17 protein-coding genes and 1 other RNA gene are annotated in these 21,393 nt (G+C 40.1%); 14 read left to right on the plus strand and 4 right to left on the minus strand.

Annotated elements, in window-relative coordinates:
- Positions 1-635 precede the first annotated feature (635 nt).
- Both NYP55_RS05205 and NYP55_RS05210 read left to right on the plus strand, forming a co-directional pair.
- Positions 636-1,292: a peptidase gene (locus NYP55_RS05205; protein ID WP_472781651.1), complete on the plus strand. Its 657-nt coding sequence runs from the start codon at positions 636-638 to the stop codon at positions 1,290-1,292.
- A gap of 352 nt (positions 1,293-1,644) precedes the next feature.
- Positions 1,645-3,336 carry an ATP-dependent nuclease gene (locus NYP55_RS05210; RefSeq protein WP_472781652.1) on the plus strand — a complete coding sequence of 564 codons (1,692 nt, stop codon included), beginning with the start codon at positions 1,645-1,647 and terminating at the stop codon, positions 3,334-3,336.
- A gap of 259 nt (positions 3,337-3,595) precedes the next feature.
- Here the strand turns inward: NYP55_RS05210 and NYP55_RS05215 are convergent, their stop codons facing one another.
- Genes NYP55_RS05215 through NYP55_RS05225 form a run of 3 tightly spaced genes read right to left on the minus strand, consistent with a single transcriptional unit; the run spans position 3,596 to position 5,906 of the window.
- Positions 3,596-4,360, minus strand: a complete 765-nt coding sequence (locus NYP55_RS05215; protein WP_004132068.1) for an ABC transporter permease — start codon at positions 4,358-4,360, stop codon at positions 3,596-3,598.
- Positions 4,361-4,419: 59 nt separating this feature from the next.
- Entirely contained in the window at positions 4,420-5,145 is a 726-nt protein-coding gene (locus tag NYP55_RS05220) for an ABC transporter permease (protein ID WP_004132069.1), read from the minus strand.
- Positions 5,142-5,906, minus strand: coding sequence for an ABC transporter ATP-binding protein (locus tag NYP55_RS05225; RefSeq protein WP_004132070.1), 765 nt, complete (start codon positions 5,904-5,906; stop codon positions 5,142-5,144). Before NYP55_RS05225 ends, NYP55_RS05220 begins: the two co-directional genes overlap by 4 nt.
- Positions 5,907-6,045: 139 nt before the next feature.
- Between NYP55_RS05225 and NYP55_RS05230 the strand changes: the two genes are divergently transcribed.
- The 11 genes from NYP55_RS05230 to NYP55_RS05280 all read left to right on the plus strand — a co-directional run bounded on the left by NYP55_RS05230 (position 6,046) and on the right by NYP55_RS05280 (position 20,075).
- A complete protein-coding gene (locus tag NYP55_RS05230) occupies positions 6,046-6,747 on the plus strand; it encodes a response regulator transcription factor (protein ID WP_172539762.1) in 702 nt (233 codons plus the stop codon).
- A 6-nt stretch (positions 6,748-6,753) separates the two neighbouring features.
- A complete protein-coding gene (locus tag NYP55_RS05235) occupies positions 6,754-8,160 on the plus strand; it encodes a sensor histidine kinase (protein WP_004574608.1) in 1,407 nt (468 codons plus the stop codon).
- Positions 8,161-8,421: 261 nt separating this feature from the next.
- On the plus strand, positions 8,422-9,636 hold the full coding sequence (locus tag NYP55_RS05240; RefSeq protein WP_415688285.1) for an argininosuccinate synthase: 1,215 nt from the start codon (positions 8,422-8,424) through the stop codon (positions 9,634-9,636).
- Between the two features lie 48 nt (positions 9,637-9,684).
- Positions 9,685-11,220 carry an argininosuccinate lyase gene (gene argH, locus NYP55_RS05245; protein ID WP_472781653.1) on the plus strand — a complete coding sequence of 512 codons (1,536 nt, stop codon included), beginning with the start codon at positions 9,685-9,687 and terminating at the stop codon, positions 11,218-11,220.
- 65 nt (positions 11,221-11,285) lie between these two features.
- Positions 11,286-12,605 carry a tyrosine--tRNA ligase gene (gene tyrS / locus NYP55_RS05250; protein ID WP_020757890.1) on the plus strand — a complete coding sequence of 440 codons (1,320 nt, stop codon included), beginning with the start codon at positions 11,286-11,288 and terminating at the stop codon, positions 12,603-12,605.
- Between the two features lie 81 nt (positions 12,606-12,686).
- Entirely contained in the window at positions 12,687-14,243 is a 1,557-nt protein-coding gene (locus NYP55_RS05255) for a tetratricopeptide repeat protein (protein ID WP_472781654.1), read from the plus strand.
- 96 nt (positions 14,244-14,339) lie between these two features.
- Positions 14,340-15,437 carry an HAD-IIA family hydrolase gene (locus NYP55_RS05260; RefSeq protein ID WP_415688288.1) on the plus strand — a complete coding sequence of 366 codons (1,098 nt, stop codon included), beginning with the start codon at positions 14,340-14,342 and terminating at the stop codon, positions 15,435-15,437.
- A gap of 89 nt (positions 15,438-15,526) precedes the next feature.
- A complete protein-coding gene (locus NYP55_RS05265; protein ID WP_415688315.1) occupies positions 15,527-16,312 on the plus strand; it encodes a TlyA family RNA methyltransferase in 786 nt (261 codons plus the stop codon).
- A gap of 186 nt (positions 16,313-16,498) precedes the next feature.
- Positions 16,499-17,551: an NAD kinase gene (locus NYP55_RS05270; RefSeq protein WP_020757894.1), complete on the plus strand. Its 1,053-nt coding sequence runs from the start codon at positions 16,499-16,501 to the stop codon at positions 17,549-17,551.
- A gap of 9 nt (positions 17,552-17,560) precedes the next feature.
- Positions 17,561-19,345, plus strand: a complete 1,785-nt coding sequence (gene recN, locus NYP55_RS05275; protein WP_415688289.1) for a DNA repair protein RecN — start codon at positions 17,561-17,563, stop codon at positions 19,343-19,345.
- Between the two features lie 97 nt (positions 19,346-19,442).
- The gene (locus tag NYP55_RS05280; protein ID WP_004132088.1) at positions 19,443-20,075 is read left to right on the plus strand and encodes an HAD family hydrolase; all 633 of its coding nucleotides are present in this window, start codon (positions 19,443-19,445) and stop codon (positions 20,073-20,075) included.
- A gap of 38 nt (positions 20,076-20,113) precedes the next feature.
- On the opposite strand, the gene rnpB is transcribed toward NYP55_RS05280, so the two are convergent.
- Positions 20,114-20,485, minus strand: an RNA gene (rnpB, locus tag NYP55_RS05285) — RNase P RNA component class A.
- 157 nt (positions 20,486-20,642) lie between these two features.
- On the opposite strand from rnpB, the gene hpf reads away from it, so the two are divergent.
- Positions 20,643-21,317, plus strand: a complete 675-nt coding sequence (hpf, locus tag NYP55_RS05290) for a ribosome hibernation-promoting factor, HPF/YfiA family (RefSeq protein ID WP_004132090.1) — start codon at positions 20,643-20,645, stop codon at positions 21,315-21,317.
- Positions 21,318-21,393 lie beyond the last annotated feature (76 nt).

A 21,393-nucleotide genomic window follows, 5' to 3' on the forward strand; every position in this document is an offset into this window, starting at 1 on the left:
TGTGCCAAATCAGCCGAACGGCTACTAATAGCCGTGAGGAATAGCGCGCTTAGACCGCGCTAACGACATGACCTGCCTTTTCGCTTAGAGCGAGCTAATGACTTGACACAACAAAATTCAGTACAATCGCACTACGGTTTTTTATAGTGCGACACACCCGCGAATCGACGATTTTGAGCTGCATAATGCGCGAAAAATCACTTCGATTCGCTGAGCCGCTTAGCGTAGAAGCACGGTGTGCTTCTACGGCGGCGAAGACGTTCGCACGGCTAATCCGTGCGAACGATTTTCCTGATTCTTTTCCCATTATTTGTTTTGCGACACGCGAGAAGATCGTTTCCTTAAAAAAACCTGGGAAAATTCTTCAAAAAACTTGAAATGCGTATTTTTACGGTTGGTTAGTAATTTATGTGTAAAATTTACGGCAAATAGTATTAGTTTAGTAAAATCACAATAAAATATTTAGAACAAACCTTAATGTTAGCTGAATGTTTTAGTTGATTTTCGGTAGAGTATGTTGTATCTTTTAAGTCAGTTACCGATGAATCCCTAGTTCTCGGTTACTACGCGGGAAACCGCAAAGGCAAATTTTTCTATGCGCCCCTAACGCATAGGAGAAGAAGAAAGGAAATAAAATGATGAATAAGAAGGCTATCGCCGCTTTCGCTGCTGGCGCAACTTTGCTCGCTGGCTTTGCAATGGCAACCCCAGCAATGGCTGCTAATAATGATGACACGCCTTTCAAGAACCAAGGAGAAGTGAGCAGCTTCTTTAACGAATTGCTCATCCCTCAGAAGAAGGCTGCTAAGACTTATACTAAAGCTCAGGTCTTGAAGCTCGAGGCTGCTGTTGAAGAGGCTAAGGCTACTGTTGCAGATAAGACAAAGGCAGCAAATGATGCTCAGACAGCTACCTATGATAATGATGCTGATGGTGCAAAGAAGAAGGCTGCTGTAGAGAAAGCTCAGAAGGAATTGAGCACAGCTCAGGAGGAGCTTGAGACGGCTCAGAAGGCTTTGAATGAAGCTAAGCCTGCTCCAGCTGAAGCTGATCCAAAGAATCCTCAGGACACAAAGCCAGCTGAGACTTCTAAGGATGCAAAGGCTAAGCAGGGTCAGTCTGGCCAGGCTGGTGCCAATGGTGCTGCTGCTGGTGCTAAGACCACTGTGGTTGAGAAGAAGAAGGATGCCGGTAAGAAGTTGCCTGCTACTGGTGTTGGCGTAACTTTGACCGCTTTGGCTGCCACCATGCTTGCTGGCATGGGTGCTGCTGTTCGCAAGGCTCGTCACTAAGCACTGATTTGGAGTTGTCTTTAAGCTTAATGGTTATGTTTTTGTAATTTGTTAGGCATTACGTAAAGACAGTTCTAGTGTTTACAAAATAGTAAAGGGGTGAGTGGTTAATCCATTCATCCCTTTACTATATCAAAATGTTCTAATAATGTTGCAACTTTAGCAGTTAGGAATTTATAGCACATAGTTGTGTTTTAAATGGTACTAATAGAAAACAAAGCGATTCTAGAAATAATAATCATAGAATTGCAATTGATGCAAAGATGCTATTTTATTTCTCTTAAATAATGAACACATTTATTTGTTAGAAAGAAAATGAGTTTCTGCATATAACTTATGCAAGGAGTTTGATATGTATATCTCAAAAATAATATTAAATAATTTTAAGAGTTTTGCTGGAAGTCATGTATTAGATTTATCGGACGGAATTAATTTTTTTGTTGGAAATAATAATTGCGGTAAAACAACAATTTTTAGAGCAATTGAATTTATACAATCGGGAAAGAGTAAAGAAGAATATATAACAAAGGGTAAAGAGTCAGAAGATGTAAGTGTTGAAATTGAATTTACGGGTACAGATATTGAAAAATTAGTTAATAGCGATAACTCTGGTCTAAAAAAATACCAAGACTATCTTATAAAAGAAAAGTGCAATAAGGAAAATTGCGATGATGAAACTTGTAGCATAAGAATACTAAGAAGTTCCGAGAGTACTTCTGTTGTGCAAGGTAAGAAAACTGTTAATTTGGATATTAAAAATATAAGGGTTTATAATCCAAACTCCAATGAAGAAGGAATTAAAAGATACGAAAACCCTACGGGAATTGATAAAACCATTGCAGCGTTGTTTGATGTGCAATTTGTGTATTCCGACTTAAAGAATGAAGAATATCAAGATTTTGGTAAGACAAAGATAATAGGAAAAATAATAAATGATTTAACAAAAGATTTTCAAAGAGAAGATGATGGAAACGGTAATAAAACTTTATGGGGAAAGTTTAAGGATGCGCACAAAGAAGCGTTTGGAGACAAAGGCTTACAGAAAATACTGGAAGATACAGAGCGCAAAGTAACAAAAATACTAGATGAGCAATACGGAGAGGGCGAAGTAAAATTCGATTTTGAACTACCTGAAATAGATAGTTTCTTCAAAAATGGTGTTGTACTTGTATCTGATAATGGGATTGCTACGCCAGTGTGCCAAAAGGGAACAGGTATGCAGAGAGCGCTGGCTTTGAGTCTGATTCAGTTATATGCAGAGATAAATAATAAATCTGAAGACAGTGTAGAAAAGCCCGTTATATTTTGCATTGATGAGCCAGAAACATTCCTGCATCCAAATGCGCAAAATAAGCTTATGAAATCATTTAATAAATTATCACAAAAATCTCAGATTCTTATAACAACGCATTCTCCATATTTGTTGAAGGCGTTCTATGAAGTTAATCAAAATTCTGATAATAAACCAAGCTTAAGAAACAAATTAAATATATTTAGTAAGGAAGAGACAAGCAAAGAAAATGCGAATAGCGAAGAACGTTATAGCGGATTTAATAAAAAAGAGATGCTGAACGTATCTGGAGAATACTCTCCAACGTGGGGAGAAATAAACTATTGTGCATTTGATATGCCTAGTGTTGAATATCATATTGAGCTTTTTAATGCTTTACATGAGAAGGCAATAGGAAAGCATTATGATAATGGGAAGGGAACTGTATCAAAAAAAAGTATAAGTAGTTTTGACAAATGGCTAATTGAACAGGAGCCTAAAAATAGTACTGAAGATGATCATTTTAACTCTGCTCAAAAGGAATATTGCAAACGTGATAAATCTATGAGTACCTATATTAGGAATTATATTGATCATCCTGGTGATCTTGAGAATGTGGATGTTAAAAAAAGCGATTGTGCAGAATGTAATCGAATCCCAACGCAAAACAATATAAAACGCACAAAGCCTACCGAGGAAGAAATAAAGAAGTCAATAGAATTTATGACTAAAATATACAAAAATAACTTTTGTAACAGCGGTAAGGATGCATAAAGCCTATTAGTCTGCATCATATGCGCGTTTGTTGTGTGTGTTTTGTGTTTTGAGTGTTGAGTGTGTTGCTTTCGGTTTTGTTTGCTACTAGGGGCATTCAAAACCGAAAGCTTTTTGTTTTTGTTCTATCTGTTTCCATACTGCGTTTTGAGCGTTTTTAACGTTTTACGCGTTTTGCGTATAGCTAAAACCTTATACGCGATTTTGCAAGTCACATCTGCATTTGTTATTTCGTTGCATTGTTATTTAGTATCTTTTGTTATCTCATTTCTTTTTTACCAAATTGTGTTATTGCAATCAAAAATACAAACACAGATATTGCAATTGCACATGGCAAAAATGGTATAAGATTAAATCCGTTTCCTAATCCTGTTGATGTAACTGCATGTAGAGAGCGGGAAACCATATATCCGCTGTAACAATAAGGATAAACTATCCAAAGTGGAGTATTTGCTATTAATACGCCAGGAATTACAAGAAGTATATTTAATCCAACGGATAGCATTGACTTTTCAAAAAGCACAGTAATCGCCCACATGACTATTACGCTTGGAATCATAGTCAAAAACAGATCTAAACACCATTTTAGTAGATACATAATTGGGAGCGTTTCTGTAACTCCTGTGCTACTGGTTGCAAACAATCCTGCTATAACGAATACGGCAAAAAATACGACCATTTCCATAAGCAAATAAAATAGCAGTACGCAAAATTTTGCAGCAGAAATCGCGTATCTGCTAACAGGCAGTGCCAGCATTTTTAGTATTCCGTTATTGCTTGTTTCTCGTCCTGCAATCATCACGCAAATAACAATCATACTAAGCGGAAGCAAATAGTATGAATAGACTAATGCGCTTTGAATAAACATAGCAGCCCATGCGTGTGTATATTCTGGAGTGAAGTATCTATGAAGGCTTGCTACACCAGATCCAACCACAATTAGTGGTGCAATAAAAATCAAAGGAATAATTTTACTACGCTTTACTTTCTTAAATTCGATTCTAAGAAGTTCAAAAAATCTCATTTTCATAGTCTCCTTATTCATAGTTATATAGTGCAAGTTTTTACTTATAGTGCGTGTTTTTATTCATAGTGCAGGTTCTTAGCCGCCCACAATCCAGAACATAAAAACAGAAGTGTTTCAACTATGGATACGATTACGACCGTAGTATTAGGTTGCGCGCTCATGGCAACTGCTGGTTTTAGCATAACTATAAAAGGTGATGCCATAAAAAGCACAATGTCTGACGAAGCCAATGCCATGCCGCTTAAAAATCCTGCTACACCAATTCCAAGCGTTACCCACATGTTTTCAAATCGTGATGATACAAAAATCATAAAGGACAATACAGGCATTGACGTAATAAATGAATATGCAGCAAAAGATATAAGAGTACTTACATTAAACGTACCTTGTGGCAAATCTGTTACACCGATTTTTGCAAGTGCTAAATTTTGTATGCAAATAGCGATTAGTAATAGAACAGTCAGCAGAATAAATTTGCATAGGTACATAGCAGGAACGCTCATAGGCAGCATATGCATCTTTTTTACTGCATTTCCCTTAAATTCCATGTTGTAGATAATGCATGCTGCGACTATTATGCCGAACATGTTTAACACCATAATCATGCCGTAAAGCTGTGTAAGAAGAATATCCATAGGAGCTAAAGGCAGGTTTAATAATGTATTTTTTCGTACAATAAAATTCACAAAAGCGTACGCTGCTCCCATAACGCCAATAGCAATCATAAGAGCTATAAAGCCAGTTCTCTTGCATTTTTTTAGTTCGATTACAAGCGTTTTCATAGTCTTGCACTCTGCTTCCTGATCTTATTGTCTTCATCAATCATGGATAGGAACATATCTTCCAAATTGTCGGAAGCAAAACCAGATTGTAATGCATTCTGTCGTAGTTCATCTAAACTACCTTCAAATAACAAGTGTCCGTGATTAAGTATTCCAATATCATCTGCAATAAGCTCAATTTCGGATAGCATATGAGAAGAAATAAGAATCGTGCAATCGTAAAGATCTGGCAGTGACTTAATCAGATTTCGGATTTCGTGTATGCCAGATGGATCGAGTCCATTTGTTGGCTCATCTAAAATCAAAATAGGTGGTCTACCAAGCAATGCTCCAGCAAGACCAAGCCTTTGCTTCATGCCAAGCGAATATTTTTTTGCAAGACGGTCTCCAAACTCAGAAAGACCTACTAATTCTAATGCGTCATCAACTGCACTCTTAGGTAGTTCTAAAATGCGACGTATAATGTCAAGATTTTCTCTACCTGTTAGATTTGCATAGAAAGATGGTGATTCAATAAATGAGCCTATTTCTTTCAAAATAGGTATGCGATCGGCAGGAAACTTTTTTCCGTCGATTGTAAATGCACCTTTTGTTGGAGCTGTAAGCCCTAGGAGCATTTTCATTGTTGTAGATTTTCCAGCTCCATTTGGCCCAAGAAAGCCGTAAATGCTACCTTTGCGAATATGAAGTGAAACATCATTAACAGCAATAAATGACTTATATTTTTTTGTTAAATGTTCTGTTGTAACAATATTGTTCATGGCAATATCTCCTTTCGGAATCTATGATATTGCGTCAACCTTTCTACAACATTCTCTTCACCTTACATCTACCTTACATTTTTATTCGAGGTCAAAAAATGAATATTCACATGGCATAATATATGTTAGGGGGTTCTCCATGAATCGGAATGATTATTTATTGAACAAGCATCTGCTACTTGTTGATGATGAGCAGGAACTTCTAGATATGGTTGTATCCATATTAAACGAATACGGTTTTTATAATATAACGACTGCAAAAAGTATAAAAGATGCAGTAGAGGCAACACAAAAATTACGTCCAGAATTAGCAATCCTTGATGTTATGCTCCCCGACGGTAATGGGTTTGAGTTAATGAAGCAGATAAAACAATATAGTGATTGTCCTATCTTATTCCTTACTGCTTGCGGTGAAGATGAAGATAAGTTTAAGGGATTTGACTTAGGAGCAGACGATTATATTGTAAAGCCGTTTCTTCCAAAAGAGCTAACGTTTCGCATTATGGCAATTTTAAGACGAAGCTACAAGAGCGAAAATCCCATTGTTAAACTGAAAAATAGTCAGATTGATTTTTCTTCTGCCCAAGTAATAAAAAATAACGAACATATTCCACTCACAGCCAAAGAATATGATTTACTTTCTGCACTTTATAGAAATGCTGGATGCATTGTAACAATTGACGCGTTATGTGAAGCTGCATGGGGTGATAATCCTTTTGGATATGAAAATTCTTTAATGGCACATATACGTCGTATCAGAGAAAAAATAGAACTCAATCCATCGCAGCCTGTTTCTTTAATAACAGTTAAAGGCTTAGGGTATAAGCTGATTGTGGAGTAAAGCAGAATGAAAAGCATACCAAAACTAATACAACGCTTTATAAGTATTTTTCTACTAAGCTCTGTGCTTATAGTATTAATGAATATTATTGCGTTTATTGTACTTATAGGAAATTACGCTCCCGATAAAGAGATGTCTCCTTATAGCATAGCCAAAGAGACGGGAGAAGCATTACAATTATCCGCAAGTGGGGATTATGTATTATCAAAAAATATGTCTTCCAAATTGACAAATTCTGGCGCATGGGCAATTTTGATTGATAATAATACATTGAAAGTCGTATGGAAAACAAAAGACGTTCCTGCAACTATTCCAAACGATTATACTTTGTCTGATGTAGCTAATTTGAGCGTTGGTTATATTGATGGTTATCCAACTTACACGGGTGATAATAAGAATGGAGTTGTCGTAGTCGGATTTCCGCATAAAAGCTTTTGGAAACATACACGACCAAGTTGGAAATACAGTTTAATCTCAAATTTTCCGCAGATTCTTTTAAGCGTATTCTTCATCAACATTTTGCTTATTCTTGGAATTTATTTAATAGCTAATATAAAACTACTAAAATCAATTAATCCGATTACAAAAGGGATACAACGTTTATCTAGTGGAGAAAGCGTGCATATTCCAGAAACAGGAGCGCTTTCAGAAATTTCATCTAACATAAATTCTGCTTCCGATATTTTGCAAATACAAAAAGAACAATTGAGAAAAAAGGAGACTGCAAGAGCGAATTGGATAGCTGGAGTTTCACATGATATTCGTACGCCGTTATCTATGGTTATGGGGTATGCAGGACAGTTAGAAAATTCTCTCCATATTTCGCAAGAAGATCGTAAAAAAGCGACGATGATTATTAAGCAAAGTGCAAGAATGAAGAATTTGATTAATGACCTTAATTTGGCTTCAAAACTTGAATATAATATGCAACCAATTATGAAAAAAGAAGAAAATGTTGTTGCTGTTGTTAGGCAAGTTGTTGTGGACTTTATGAATATGGGTATGCAAGATGAGTTTTCGATTAAGTGGGAAACAGATGCTAAATTGACTGTTTGCAATATTAGCGTAGACAAAGATTTATTAAAACGAGCAATATCTAATCTTATTCAGAACAGCATATCTCACAATGAAAATGGGTGTACGATTTATGTATCCGTTGCTGAAAATAATAATAATTGTATTATTTGTGTTGAAGATAACGGTATAGGTGCTTCAGATGAAAAAATCGACAAGCTTAATCATGCACCGCACTATATGATTTGCGATACAAGTACTGCAGAACAGCGTCATGGTTTGGGTCTGCTGATTGTTCAGCAGATTATTGGCGCTCATAATGGAACGGTTGATATAAGCAGAAGCAAATACGGTGGGTTTAAGGTTGAGTTAACAGTTCCGAATAAAAAATATTTATAACGCATTTGCGATTATGTTTATAAATTATGCTTATAAGTTATGCTTATAAAATTATGCCTTAAAATTGTGCCTACTAAGCATATCTGTTAACTGTATAAGTATTATCTTTGTTTTGGTTTTTGATTAAATACTTCTAAGCGCGAATCGCCAAAATGGTGTATTTCTGCGCGTGTTGAGATTGTATATATAGTTGTATAATATGCTATGTATTGTTTATTTATTCAATATTATTTATTCAATATATGACCGTGGGAGGTTGCTATGACTAATAAGAAGCGTATTGTATTGGCGTATTCGGGTGGCCTCGATACATCTGTAGCAATTCCGTACCTTAAAGAGCAAACAGGCCAAGACGTTGTAGCCGTGTCATTAAATGTTGGTCAAGGCGGAGAAGCGCTTGAAGTCATAAAAAACCGCGCTTTAGCTTGCGGAGCTGTTGAGTCGTATGTAGTTGATGCTCGCGAAGAATTTGCGGATAACTATTGCATGCTTGCGTTAAAAGCAAACGCAATGTACGAAGACGTGTATCCTTTAGTTTCCGCGCTTTCTAGGCCACTTATTACTCGTCACTTGGTTCACGCAGCGCACGAATTTGACGCTGACACAATCGCACACGGTTGCACGGGTAAAGGAAACGATCAAGTTCGCTTTGAAGTTGCGATTCAGTCTTTGGACCCAGATTTAAAGGCAATTAGCCCAATTCGTGATTTGTCGCTTACTAGAGATGTGGAAATCGCTTTTGCAAACGACCATAATCTTCCGATTACTCAAAGCAAGAAAAGCCCGTATTCCATAGACCAAAACGTTTGGGGAAGGGCAATTGAAACAGGCTTTTTGGAAGATCCGTGGAACGCTCCAACCGAAGAATGCTACTCTTACACAAAGAATCCTTTGGAAGCTAAAACTCCAGACGAAGTTACAATCACGTTTGAAAAAGGCGTTCCAGTTGCGATTGACGGCCACAGCGTAACCGCGCTTCAAGCAATCGAAGAGATGAACAAGAGGGCAGGCGCTCAAGGAATCGGCAGAATCGATATTATTGAAGATCGTTTAGTTGGCATTAAGTCTCGCGAATTGTACGAAGTTCCAGGCGCGCAAGCTTTGATTACAGCGCATCAAGAGCTTGAAAATTGCTGCTTGGAGCGCGAGCAGCACAGGCTTAAGCGTGCTCTAGACAAAAAGTGGGCAGAATTTGTGTACGACGGCCAGTGGTTCTCGCCAGTTGTGCGTTCTTTGAATGCGTTTATAAACGAGACGCAGGAGCATGTTTCTGGAGATATTCGCATGACTTTGTACGCAGGAAAGGCTGTTGTAACAGGCAGAAAGTCGGATGAGTCTTTGTATGACTTTAACTTAGCTACTTACGATTCTTCCGATACCTTCGACCAGTGCGCTTCCAACGGATTTATTGAAATCTACGGATTGTCTAGTAAAGTTGCTGCAGCTCGAGATATGCGCGTTGCTAAGAACGACTGAGAACGACTGAGAACAACTAAGAACGACTAAAAAGACGAAAGAATAACTATGCACGATGCAAATGCCAATGACAGCGCAAATGACAGCGCCACTGCCAGCGCAAATGCCAATACTAATCATCCAATAGCCTTGTGGGGCGGCCGTTTTAGCTCGGGGCCTTCCGCGGAACTCGCAAAGCTTAGCAAGTCAACGCAATTTGATTGGCGGTTAGCGGATGACGATATTGCAGGCTCTCGCGCGCACGCACACGCTTTGCATCGTGCAGGTTTATTAACAAATCAAGAATACGCAGATCTTTGCAAAGCGCTAGACGAGTTGCAAAACCGCGTAGATAATGGCATTTTTGCTCCAATTGAAGAAGACGAGGACGAAGCAACAGCATTAGAGCGCGGCTTGCTTGAGATTGCAGGAAGCGAACTTGGTGGAAAACTTAGAGCTGGACGCTCTAGAAACGACCAAATCGCAGCTTTAATACGCATGTTTTTGCGCAGACACGCACGCGCATTAGCGGAACTCGTGCTAGATGTTTGCAATGCTTTAGTCGCTCAATCTTTAGAAGCAAAAGACGCTGTAATGCCTGGCCGCACTCATATGCAACACGCTCAACCAATTTTGCTTGCACACCAGCTAATGGCTCATGTTTGGCCGCTTTTGCGAGACGTAAATCGCCTTGCGGACTGGGATTTGCGCGCAAACGAAAGTACATACGGAGCAGGGGCATTGGCTGGCAACACTCTTGGCTTAGACCCCGAAGAAGTTGCTAAAGAGCTTGGTTTTTCTGCTGTTTGTGCAAACTCGATTGATGCTACAGCAAGCCGAGATGTTGTTGCGGAGTTTGCGTTTATTGCATCTATGATTGGCGTTGATATTTCTCGCTTAAGCGAAGAGATTATTATATGGAATACTCAAGAATTTGCGTTCGTAACTTTAGACGATGCTTATTCTACTGGCTCTTCGATTATGCCTCAAAAGAAGAATCCAGATATTGCGGAGCTTGCTAGAGGTAAAGCTGGGCGATTAATCGGAGATTTAACTGGATTAATGGCCACTCTTAAAGGTCTTCCAACCGCTTATGCGCGCGATTTGCAAGAAGATAAAGAAGCGGTTTTTGACCAAATCGACACTCTAGAAGTTTTGCTTCCAGCATTTGCAGGAATGGTTAGAACAATGCGATTTAACATGCCTCGCTTGCTTGAGCAGTCTGCAACTGGTTTCGCTCTTGCTACCGACATTGCAGAATGGCTTGTAAAACAAGGCGTTCCTTTCCGCAATGCGCATACGTTATCGGGACTATGTGTAAAGCGCGCTGAAAGTCTTAAATGCGATTTAAGCGATTTGAGTAACGACGATTATGCAACGATTTTAGACGGCATTATTGATGCAAATAAAATACCAGATCTTAGACTTGTTCTTTCTAGTTATGGCTCTGTTTCTTCTAGATGCGGCAAAGGCGGAACAGCTTTTGTGCGCGTAAAAGAGCAAATTAATCAAGCTCAGCTTGCGATTAGCGAGTACAAGAAATTCGCTGAATCTGTAAGCGACGGAACAGCTTATAAGAGTGTCTCCATGTGCTGCCAAAATTGAAAGGCTTGTAGCGCGCAAATGCGCCCGATATTTTCGGTAATTTTTGCAATAATAAGGAGATATAAATGGCTCAGGTGAGGAATTACAAAGAAGCTGGATTTGCTTCTTTGTTTGAAGAGCTAAAGTGGCGTGGATTGATTTCTCAATCTACTGACGAAAATCAACTTGCTCAAGCACTTGACGGAGAACCATTAACTTATTATTGCGGCTACGATCCTACTGCTGCATCGCTTCATATTGGCAATCTTGTTCAGCTTATTAACATGCGTCATTTGCAAGCTGCAGGCCATCATCCTATTGCTTTGGTTGGCGGTGCTACGGGCTTGATTGGAGACCCTCGCCAAAGCGGAGAGCGCACGCTTAATTCTAAAGATATTGTTGCTGGATGGGCGGAGCGTTTGCGCAAGCAAATCGGCCGTATTTTGCCTCTTGATGGAGAAAATCCTGTTCGTTTTGTAAGCAACTACGACTGGGTTTCTAAAATGTCTGCCATCGACTTTTTGCGCGATGTTGGCAAGAACTTTAGAGTCGGCACAATGCTTTCTAAAGATATTGTTGCTCGACGCTTAAACTCCGACGAAGGCATTTCTTTCGCTGAGTTTAGCTACCAAGTTTTGCAAGGAAACGACTTTTTGTACTTGTTTGATAATTACAACGTTACTTTGCAACTTGGTGGATCTGATCAGTGGGGTAATTTGACTTCTGGCATGGATTTGATTCGTAAGGTTCGCGGAGCTTCTGTAAACGTGTTTACAAGCCCAATTATTACGGATAATCAAGGTCGTAAGTTTGGAAAATCTGAGGGTAACGCAATGTGGCTTGATCCTACAATGCTTAGCCCTTATCGCTTCTATCAATTCTGGTTTAATCAGCCAGATGATGAAGTTGTTAAGCTTCTTAAGGCTTTTACGTTCTTGCCTAAGAGCGAGATTGAGCGTTTGGAAAAGCAAATTCAAGAAGACCCAGGAAGTCGTGAAGCTCAGCGTGTGCTCGCTTGGGAAGTTACAAGTTTTGTGCATGGCGAAGATGTTACAAATCAGGCGATTGCTGCTTCTGGAGCGCTTTTTGGCAAGGGTGATTTAGCTGGAATTGACGAGCAAACTCTTGAAGCTGCTTTAGATGGCGTTAAAGTTAAAGCACAAGATGGCACTTTGGAATTTGCTAAAGCGCATGTTGAAAATCGCGTTGTTGAGGCCGCTGTTGCTGCAGGATTGTTCCGTACTATTTCCGAGGCTCGTAGAGCTATTGAAGCTGGAGGATTGTACGTTAACAATAATCGCGTAGAAAGCGTTGATGACGTTTTGAGCGATAGCTCATTCTTGCACGGTCGTTTTGCTTTGATTCGTAGAGGCAAGAAGGCTATTGGTGCTGTTGAGCGTGCGTAGTTTTTAAGCGCGCTTGATTTGTTTTTAGCATTAGATTTTAGTATAATTTTATATTTTTAGACTTTGAAAGGTATGCCAATAATGGGCGAAGAACGCGGATCGCGTAGTGGTAAGTCGTTTGGTAATCGTGGCCATTTTAGCCGTCAAAATGGCGGTAAAAATGGTGGAAATGGTGAGCGTCGCGGAGGATTCCACAAGAGTGGTTTCCACAAAGACGGTGCTCATAAAGATGGATTCCATAAAGATGGTGAGCATCGCGGCGGTTTCCACAAAGACGGTTTCCATAAAGATGGATTCAAGAAGAACGGTTTTAAGAAGAACTCGGATCGCAAGTTTGATGGCGATGGTGATCGCAGGTTTGATCGCGATAATCGCAGATTTGACAGAAAAGATAATCGCGAAGATAGATATAATCGCGAAGATAAGCGCAATCGCGATAATCGATACAATCATAGCGATTACAATAAGCGCACAAATCGTGGTTTTGAATCTGATTCAAAGGAATCGGGCAATCCAAGATACAAGAAGTTTGATCGCGATAATCGTGGCGAGCGCAATGATCGCCGCTTTGAAGACAATCGCGGCGGATTCCACAAGGATGGATTCCACAAGGGTGGATTTAAGAAGAACGATTCTAGAAAGCGCGATTCAAAGTCATCTTTCCGCTTTGAAAATGGACCTCGTAGAAACTCGGATGGAACTGTTTCTTACCCATCTCAAAACCCGTATACAGATAGGCGTCCGGGCGAGCCAAAAATGCCTAAGGGCCTAGAGTATTCCATGCTTTCTAAGGAATCTCGCGAGCGTTTGCGCGGTCTTTCTAAGGAGCATTCCGAAAACATTGGCTTGCATATTCTTGCTGCATACGCTTTGCAAGATGAAGACCCAGAGCTTGCTTTAGAACACGCAAAGTGGGCTGCAAAGCAGGCGTCTCGCATTGATTTTTCGCGCGAAACACTAGGATTTATTGCATACCGTCAGGGCGATTACAAGCTTGCTGCGCGCGAGTTTAGAACAGCTATGCGAATGAATGGATACACGGATTATCTTCCATTTATTGCCGATTGCGAGCGCGGTATGGGTAACCTCGATAAAGCGCTGGAAATTTGCATGTCGGATGAAGCTAAAAGCGTTAGCGGCGAAGTTAAAGCAGAAATGTTCCTTGTGTATGCAGGCGTTTTGGCAGATACAAACCATGCAGATAAGGCGATTGAGCTTGTTCACGCAATGGGCAGGTCTAAGGGCTTGCCTGGCGAGTATAGAATGCGCGCTGTTCAAGCGGAGCAGTACTTCCTTGAAGAGGCTGGGCGAAGCGATGAGGCGATTGAGCTTGACGCTTTGCTTGACCGCTTAGAAGAGCAATTTGCAGATATTGAAGACGAAGAAAATCCAGAAGATGTTGTGATTGACTACGATTTGGAACATCTTAATGATGCGATTATGGACGAAGTTGGCATTAGTGAAGATGATGCGCAATTTGCTCCAGATGATGATTCGGATGATGATTCGGAAGATGATTTTGATGATGATTTTGATGATGATTCATCCGAAGATTCAGACGAAGATTCGGAAGATTCACAAATCGCAGATAATACTGAAACTGTAGAGATGAGTGCAGTTAAGCCTAAAGAGGAATAGTATAAATAATATTTTCTAAGCCCGGCTTCTGTATTATTAGAGTATAGTAAGCCGGGCATTTTCTACTTTGGTATTCTTAAATCGTGAGGATATTTTATGCAACTTGATGAACGAGCGAATTTTTCAAATAGCAAATCTGCATTAAGCAAGGATTTTCGCTTAGCTTTGCTTGACTTAGACGGAGTAGTGTATAGAGGCGGAAAATCCGTTGAATACGCAGCCGAATCAATTGAAAATGCTCAAAAAAATGGCATGTTTATTGAATACACAACTAATAATTCTTCTCGTTTTCAAGAAGTTGTAGCAAGTCAGCTAGAAAGTTTTGGATTAAAAGTAGAGCCGTGGCAAATAATAACGTCGTCACTTGTAGCTGCTCGAATGGTTGCTCGATATGTTCCAAGCGGTTCAAACGTTTTAGTTCTAGGCGCAGATCATCTTGTACAAGAGGTTCGTAGCGCTGGTCTTAATCCTGTAAAGTCTTGTAAAGACAATCCGCAGGCTGTAATTCAAGGCTGGTATCCGCAAATGACTTGGCAAGAAATGGCACAAGTTGCTTTTGCTGTAGAGCGCGGAGCTAAGTATTTTGTTACTAATCGCGATTTAACAATTCCACGTGAATTCGGTATAGCTCCTGGATGCGGTTCTATGATTCAAGCTGTAGTAAATGCCACTGGAGTAGAGCCTATTGCGTCTGCTGGAAAGCCCGAGTGCGCAATGTACGACGAAGCGCGATTGTTGGTTGCTGCAAACGCAAATCACAATGATGAAGATATTAAAGAATATGCGCAAAAAGACGAATTTGGAAATCCTGTAATAAGTATTGAGCGCTCGCTAGCTGTAGGAGACAGATTAGACACAGACATTGAAGCAGGTACCATAGGAGGGTATAAGTCGCTTCTTGTTCTTACGGGCGTTACCAATCCGCGCATGCTGCTTGAAGCTCCAAAACACTTGCGACCAAGCTTTGTTTCTAAAGATTTAAGAGGACTAAACGAGGTGCATGTTGCTCCAAAACGCGTTGACGATTCTACGTTTACGTGCGGCGATTCTAGAGCGCAAATCGTTAGTAACTCTATTGAAGTAAACAATCCTAATGATTGCAACGCTTTGCGAGCTGCTTGTGCGCTCGCTTGGAGCTTAATAGACAGTGGAAAATCGCTTGAAGATTACATTCTTCCAGAGTTTTCTTTGTGATTTGTGGCTTTGTGACTTGTGGCTTTGTGACTTACGACTTACGACTTGTGGCATACGATTTGCGATTTGAAACTTTAAGCGAGGTTTTTATGCTAGACGAAGATGATTTAGCTCAGCGCTTAGACTGCGCGCTTGTAAATCGCAGTTTAGTGAAGAGTAGAACTACATCTCAACGCTTAATCAAGTCTGGAGTAGTGAAAGTAGATAATCACATTGTTAAAAAATCGTCATTTTTAGTGAAAAAATCGCAAAAAATAAGCCTTGACGAATCAAAAGAAGAAAATTCTTGCGTTAAATACGTTTCTAGAGGAGCGCTAAAACTCGAAGGCGCATTTCGCTTATTTGAGAATTTAGGATTAAAAGTTGATTCAAATACTAAAGCATTAGATATTGGCGCTTCCACTGGCGGTTTTTGCGATTATTTGTTGCAAAATGGCGCCAATTGCGTTATAGCTTTAGATGTTGGACACGGTCAATTGCACACAAAAATCGCAAGCAATCCGCGCGTTATTGAAATGAGTGGCGTAAATATTAGAAATGTTTACGCGGAAGATCTGCCCTACAAGCCGAATCTTATAGTCTCCGATGTCTCTTTTATATCTCTTAGCTTTGTGATTCCAGTAATTGCACGTATTGCGCAAAATAACGCTAATATTGTTCTTCTTGTAAAGCCACAATTTGAAGTTGGTAAGGGAAATCTTGGCAAGCGCGGAATTGTAACAGATAAACACTTAAGACTTAAAGCCTTAGAAAATGTTAAAGAATGCGCTAAAAACAATTGTTTAAGCGTTATTGCAACTCGCGAATCACCTATAGAGGGAACTCACGGGAACGTTGAATATCTTCTTTATGCGCGATTTAATAGTCAAATTTAATAGTCAAGAGATTGTTCGATAAATATTTGCATAAGATTAATGTGCAATATTGCAATATGTAGATTAATGCGCAATATGTAGTGCAACAATTACAATAACTATTAATGTTTGTAAAGCTGCGATTAGACTACGATTAATCTGTAAATAAGCTACGATTAATCTACAAATAGCTACAAAGGGGGTGCTATGCAAGAACGTTTAGAAGGTAATTCTGCTTCTCGCAATGCTCTTGTGGTTACGCATGCGCGTCTTGATGGCAACAGTGCTGTTGTAAATCAAGTTACTACTCAGCTTAAAAATGCTGGTTTTAATGTTAGTGTGTTTCATAGTGCTGCAGTTTCGGATTTTGCGCAAAAAATCGCTCAAGGAGTAGATAAAAATACGGAAATTGTTGTTGTGCTAGGTGGGGATGGCACAATGCTTCAAGCTGCAGAATTAGTGCATTGCACTCCTGTTCCAATTATTGGAATAAACCTTGGGCATGTTGGTTTTTTGGCGGAATTTGAGAGCTTCCAGATAGATGAAGCTGTGCGAAGAATTGCGCAAAAAGACTACTTTTTAGAGCATAGAATGGAAGCGCATGTAGATGTTTGGCTCCCTGGAGCGAGCGAGCCTTTAAGTGATTGGGCGCTTAACGATATTACTTTAGATAGGGCAGATCGTGGGCGAATGGTGGAGCTTTCGATTCGCGTTGATAATGTTGAAATGTCGTCTTTTGGGTGTGACGGCGTGATTGTTTCTACGCCTACTGGTTCTACTGCGTACGCGTTTTCTGCAGGTGGGCCGATTATGTGGCCAAATGTTGAGGCTTTGCAACTGGTTCCTTTAGCTGCGCATGCGCTGTTTGCTAGGCCGTTAATAATTGGAGCAGGTTCTACTTTTACGATTGATATTTTGCAAGAATCAGCTTCTGGTGGGTGGATTTGTTGTGATGGAAGGCGTCAAAGAGCTTTGCCGCAAGGTTCTAGGATTCAAATTAGGCAATCTAAAGATGAGTTGCTTTTGGCGCGACTTTCTGGCGTTCCATTTACGCAAAGATTAGTTACTAAGTTTGATTTGCCAGTTGTTGGATGGCGTGAAAATCGCCGAAAAGTGGCCGCTAAGCCTAAGATTTATGAAGCAAATCTTCATAATGAAACCGATAGAAACTATGAAGATAGCGCATGTGTAGATGGCACTGATCGTAATACTGATGGTAGCGCTGAATATTCAATCGTCCCTAATAATCTAAACCTATAGGGGGTATTTGTGCTTGAAGAACTTGAGATTCGTAATTTAGGCCCAATTTCTAACGCTGTTATTACGCCTTCTAAAGGAATGACTGCAATAACTGGCGAAACTGGTGCTGGAAAGTCCATGCTTTTAAGCGCTATAAAGCTTATATCTGGAGGAAAAGCAGATTCTGCAAAAGTATCATCTTTTGCAAATGAGTCGTGGGCTCAAGGAGTGTTTTCTGTGCCAAAATCTAGCGATGTTGCGCAAATATTGCAAGAATCGGGGATTAATGCCGAAGAATGTGAAGATGACGATTCTAAAGAAGAAGTTTACGTATCTAGATCTGTTCCAAAAACTGGTAGATCAAGAGCTGTAATCTCTGGTTATTCTGTTCCAAAATCCTTGCTAGAAAGCGTTTGCTCGCACACAATAACAATTCATGGTCAAAGCGATCAGCTTCGCATAGCAACAGCCTCAAAACAGCGCGAATTCTTGGATTCAATCTCTTGTAATTCTAAAGAACTACAAGACTATGAATCAGCGTTTAATAAGTGGCAAAGTGCCGTTGAAGCATATAATCGCCTTATAAATCAGCAATCGTCTTCTAGGCAGCGCGCAGACTATTTGCGCGAATCGTTAGAAAAAATTCAACAAATTGATCCAAAACCAAATGAGGATGAAAATCTTAAAGCTAAAAGAGATCGCATAGAAAACGCTGCTCAAATCGTTGGAGCTATTAGCGAAGCAGTTTCTTCGTTAGACGCAAGTCAAATTGATTATGGCGCAATAGATTCAGTTGACGCATTACATTTGGTTGACAATGCGTCTAAGGCGATTCGCTCAATTCGAGTTGACGGAGATTATAGCGCGATTGCAAATCAACTTGACGATATTTCTTCCCAGATTTCCGATATTGTTATGCAACTTGCTCAACAATTAGATGTTGATGAGAGTCAGGAAGATTTAGACGCTATTAACAATCGTATTCACGATTTAAGCGATTTAACACGCAGGTGGGGTCCGCAAATTGACGATGTTTTAGAGTGGGCTAAAAAAGCGCAATTTGAGCTTGAAGATTTGGATGATTCGCCAGAAGCTGTTGCGCGCGCTAAAGATTTGTGCGAGAAGACTTATAAAGACGCTGAAAAACTTGCCGAAGCTCTTTATAACACGCGCAAAGTTGTTGCAAAAAAGTTTAGCGACGAAGTTAGCAAAGAGCTTGAATCCTTATCTATGCCAGATGCGCAACTTTTGATTAATGTTTCTAAGCGCGCTAAAAACAAGGACGGAAAATTTGATTTGAACGTGCACGGCTTAGATAGTGTTGAGTTTCTTTTTAAGCCTTTCCCTGCGTCTAACTATTTGCCAATGGGCAGTAGTGCTTCTGGCGGCGAACTCAGTAGGCTTATGCTTGCGATGGAGCTTGTTAGCGCAAAACAAAATCGCAGTAATAATCAATCAATGACGTTTATTTTCGACGAAGTTGATGCAGGCGTTGGAGGTGTTGCAGCAGTAGAGTTAGGCAAGCGCCTGGCTTTGCTTGCTAAAAGTGCGCAAGTGATTGTTGTAACTCATTTAGCTCAAGTAGCAGCTTTTGCAAACGTTCAATTTGTTGTTAGAAAAAAGATTGAAAGCGCGGCGGATTCTGGAGCGAATTCTGGAGCTGATTCTGGCGAGAATTCTAGTTTTGCAGATACAACTGTTACCAAATTAGATGAGATTAGCCGCCAAAGCGAAATCGCAAGAATGCTTTCGGGAAGCCAATCGCAAGCATCTTTGGATCATGCAAAAGAATTGCTTGAAAATAGTAAAGTCTAATGAAAAATCTTAAGCTAATTCAAAGTAATTTTTCTAAGACAGATTTTTCTAAAACAGAATAATAGGGTTAATATCAAAGATAATCGGGATTAATAATATGAGCGAAAATGCATTAGTTGATAATTCAAATTGTGCTGCGATTTTTGATTTTGACGGAACTTTGCTTGATTCTTTGAACGTTTGGGACAAGATAGACGAAGAGAGTTTTGCTAAGCGCGGTATTAAAGTGCCTGCCGATTTTGCTGATTCCACGGCAACAATGACACCTCGCCAAGTTGCGGATTACGTTATTGAGCGCTTTGGTTTTACGGATTCTCCCGAAGATTTAATGAAAGAGTGGCAAGACATGGCTTTTGACGCATACGCAAAGCATTTGCCACTTAGAAAAGGCGCTAAAAATTACGTTGATTATTTGCGTAAAACGGGTGCGAAAACTGTTCTTATAACTACTCTTTCTAAGTCTTTATGCGTTGCTGCGTTAAAGCGTACGGATTTGTATGATTACTTTGATTTGATGATTTTTGGAGAAGATTTAGAAAGTAATGCAAAAAATAGCTATAAAACTTATGTTGACTTAGCAAAGCGAATTGGCGTAAAACCAAGCGATTGCACTGTTTTTGAGGATTCTGATGCAGCACTAAAATCAGCTCGTTTAGCTGGAATGAAAACTTGTGGGGTAGTGGATTTAATAAATGGTGACTTTGACTTTGCGCCAAAGAGTCTTAAATAAGAGTCTTAAATAAAAGCCAAAAATAAAATCCAAAAGTTGAGGTGAGGTTTCACATACCCCGGGTTTTGTCGCGTGCAAAATGCACACGGATGACCATCCATCTCGATTTGACGTTACCGCCAAACTCTAGCAGTCTACCCGAAGACTTAGGCGAGCAGCCCTTAAACACCTTCTGCTTGACCTTGCTCCCAATGAGGCTTGCCATGCGGCTAACTGTTACCAGAAGCCCGGTGGTCTCTTACACCGCCGTTTCACCCTTACCTAAACAAAAGTTTAGGCGGTCTATTCTCTGTTGCGCTATCTCTCAGGTTGCCCTGGGCGGACGTTATCCGCCATTGTGCTCTACGGAGCCCGGAAGTTCCTCAGCTACTCCGAATGAACATTGCAGCCGCGGTCATCGTGAAACCTCAACCTTCCCAATTATAGCAGACGTCTTAATTTTGCGCATATTTTGCGACTCGCTAGAAAATGGCGGCTTTTAGCGGATATAATGGATATATCAGCGGCGCTGGTGCCGTTGACGTGTACACAAACCGATTTTGTATCGGATTACTTAAGGAGGTTCGCATGGAGATCGTCATCACTGGACGTCATACGCAAATTAAGCAAAGATTCCGTGACGTTGTAGAAAGCAAGATGAATCGTGTGACCGCCATTGCTCCAGATGCGCAGCGCATTCAGATTGTGCTTAACACTGAGGGCAATCCAAGGCAGGCAGATACTGCAAAAAGAGTTGAAATTACTGTAGTTGCAGGAAGTACGGTTATTCGCGCAGAAGCGTCTAGCACAGATCAATACAGTGCATTAGATATGGCGTTAGATAAGTTGACGCTTCGCTTGCGTAGAACTAGAGATCGCCGCAAGGATCATCGTCGTGGCTACGAGCAAATGGTTCCAGTTGACTTGGGTGTTGTAGAGCCAGAAGTTGAAACAACTGTTGAAGAAGTTGTTCAAGTTGATGGAACAAATAGTGCAGATGCTGCGGTTGCTTCCGACTTGGGTCCTGGCGAATCAGTGGAAGTGAGTGTTGGAGATACTCCTATTGTGATTCGTCGTAAGCTCCACATTGCCGAGCCAATGAGCATTGATGAAGCATTGTACGAGATGGAACTTATTGGTCACGATTTCTTCCTGTTTGTAAATAAAGAAACCATGCGTCCATCGGTTGTATACCGTAGGCATGGATGGAGTTATGGTGTGTTTGAGATTGATACTCCAGAAAATGTTGCTAAAAAGAAGTAACAAAACAGTAAAGAAACAATAGAAAAATAAGGGTAAATAAAGTAAATAAAATAACTCATATGAGTGCAATGCCCGT

The organism is Gardnerella sp. c10Ua_31 (assembly GCF_055700915.1).

Bases quoted from the DNA above. Each gene is read 5' to 3' on its own strand.
- NYP55_RS05215 (WP_004132068.1), bottom strand. From the start codon at position 4,360: ATGAGATTTTTTGAACTTCTTAGAATCGAATTTAAGAAAGTAAAGCGT.
- NYP55_RS05240 (WP_415688285.1), top strand. From the start codon at position 8,422: ATGACTAATAAGAAGCGTATTGTATTGGCGTATTCGGGTGGCCTCGAT.
- NYP55_RS05230 (WP_172539762.1), top strand. From the start codon at position 6,046: ATGAATCGGAATGATTATTTATTGAACAAGCATCTGCTACTTGTTGAT.
- NYP55_RS05260 (WP_415688288.1), top strand. From the start codon at position 14,340: ATGCAACTTGATGAACGAGCGAATTTTTCAAATAGCAAATCTGCATTA.
- tyrS (WP_020757890.1), top strand. From the start codon at position 11,286: ATGGCTCAGGTGAGGAATTACAAAGAAGCTGGATTTGCTTCTTTGTTT.
- NYP55_RS05235 (WP_004574608.1), top strand. From the start codon at position 6,754: ATGAAAAGCATACCAAAACTAATACAACGCTTTATAAGTATTTTTCTA.
- NYP55_RS05280 (WP_004132088.1), top strand. From the start codon at position 19,443: ATGAGCGAAAATGCATTAGTTGATAATTCAAATTGTGCTGCGATTTTT.
- NYP55_RS05210 (WP_472781652.1), top strand. From the start codon at position 1,645: ATGTATATCTCAAAAATAATATTAAATAATTTTAAGAGTTTTGCTGGA.
- NYP55_RS05205 (WP_472781651.1), top strand. From the start codon at position 636: ATGATGAATAAGAAGGCTATCGCCGCTTTCGCTGCTGGCGCAACTTTG.
- argH (WP_472781653.1), top strand. From the start codon at position 9,685: ATGCACGATGCAAATGCCAATGACAGCGCAAATGACAGCGCCACTGCC.
- NYP55_RS05220 (WP_004132069.1), bottom strand. From the start codon at position 5,145: ATGAAAACGCTTGTAATCGAACTAAAAAAATGCAAGAGAACTGGCTTT.
- NYP55_RS05255 (WP_472781654.1), top strand. From the start codon at position 12,687: ATGGGCGAAGAACGCGGATCGCGTAGTGGTAAGTCGTTTGGTAATCGT.
- hpf (WP_004132090.1), top strand. From the start codon at position 20,643: ATGGAGATCGTCATCACTGGACGTCATACGCAAATTAAGCAAAGATTC.
- NYP55_RS05265 (WP_415688315.1), top strand. From the start codon at position 15,527: ATGCTAGACGAAGATGATTTAGCTCAGCGCTTAGACTGCGCGCTTGTA.
- NYP55_RS05270 (WP_020757894.1), top strand. From the start codon at position 16,499: ATGCAAGAACGTTTAGAAGGTAATTCTGCTTCTCGCAATGCTCTTGTG.
- NYP55_RS05225 (WP_004132070.1), bottom strand. From the start codon at position 5,906: ATGAACAATATTGTTACAACAGAACATTTAACAAAAAAATATAAGTCA.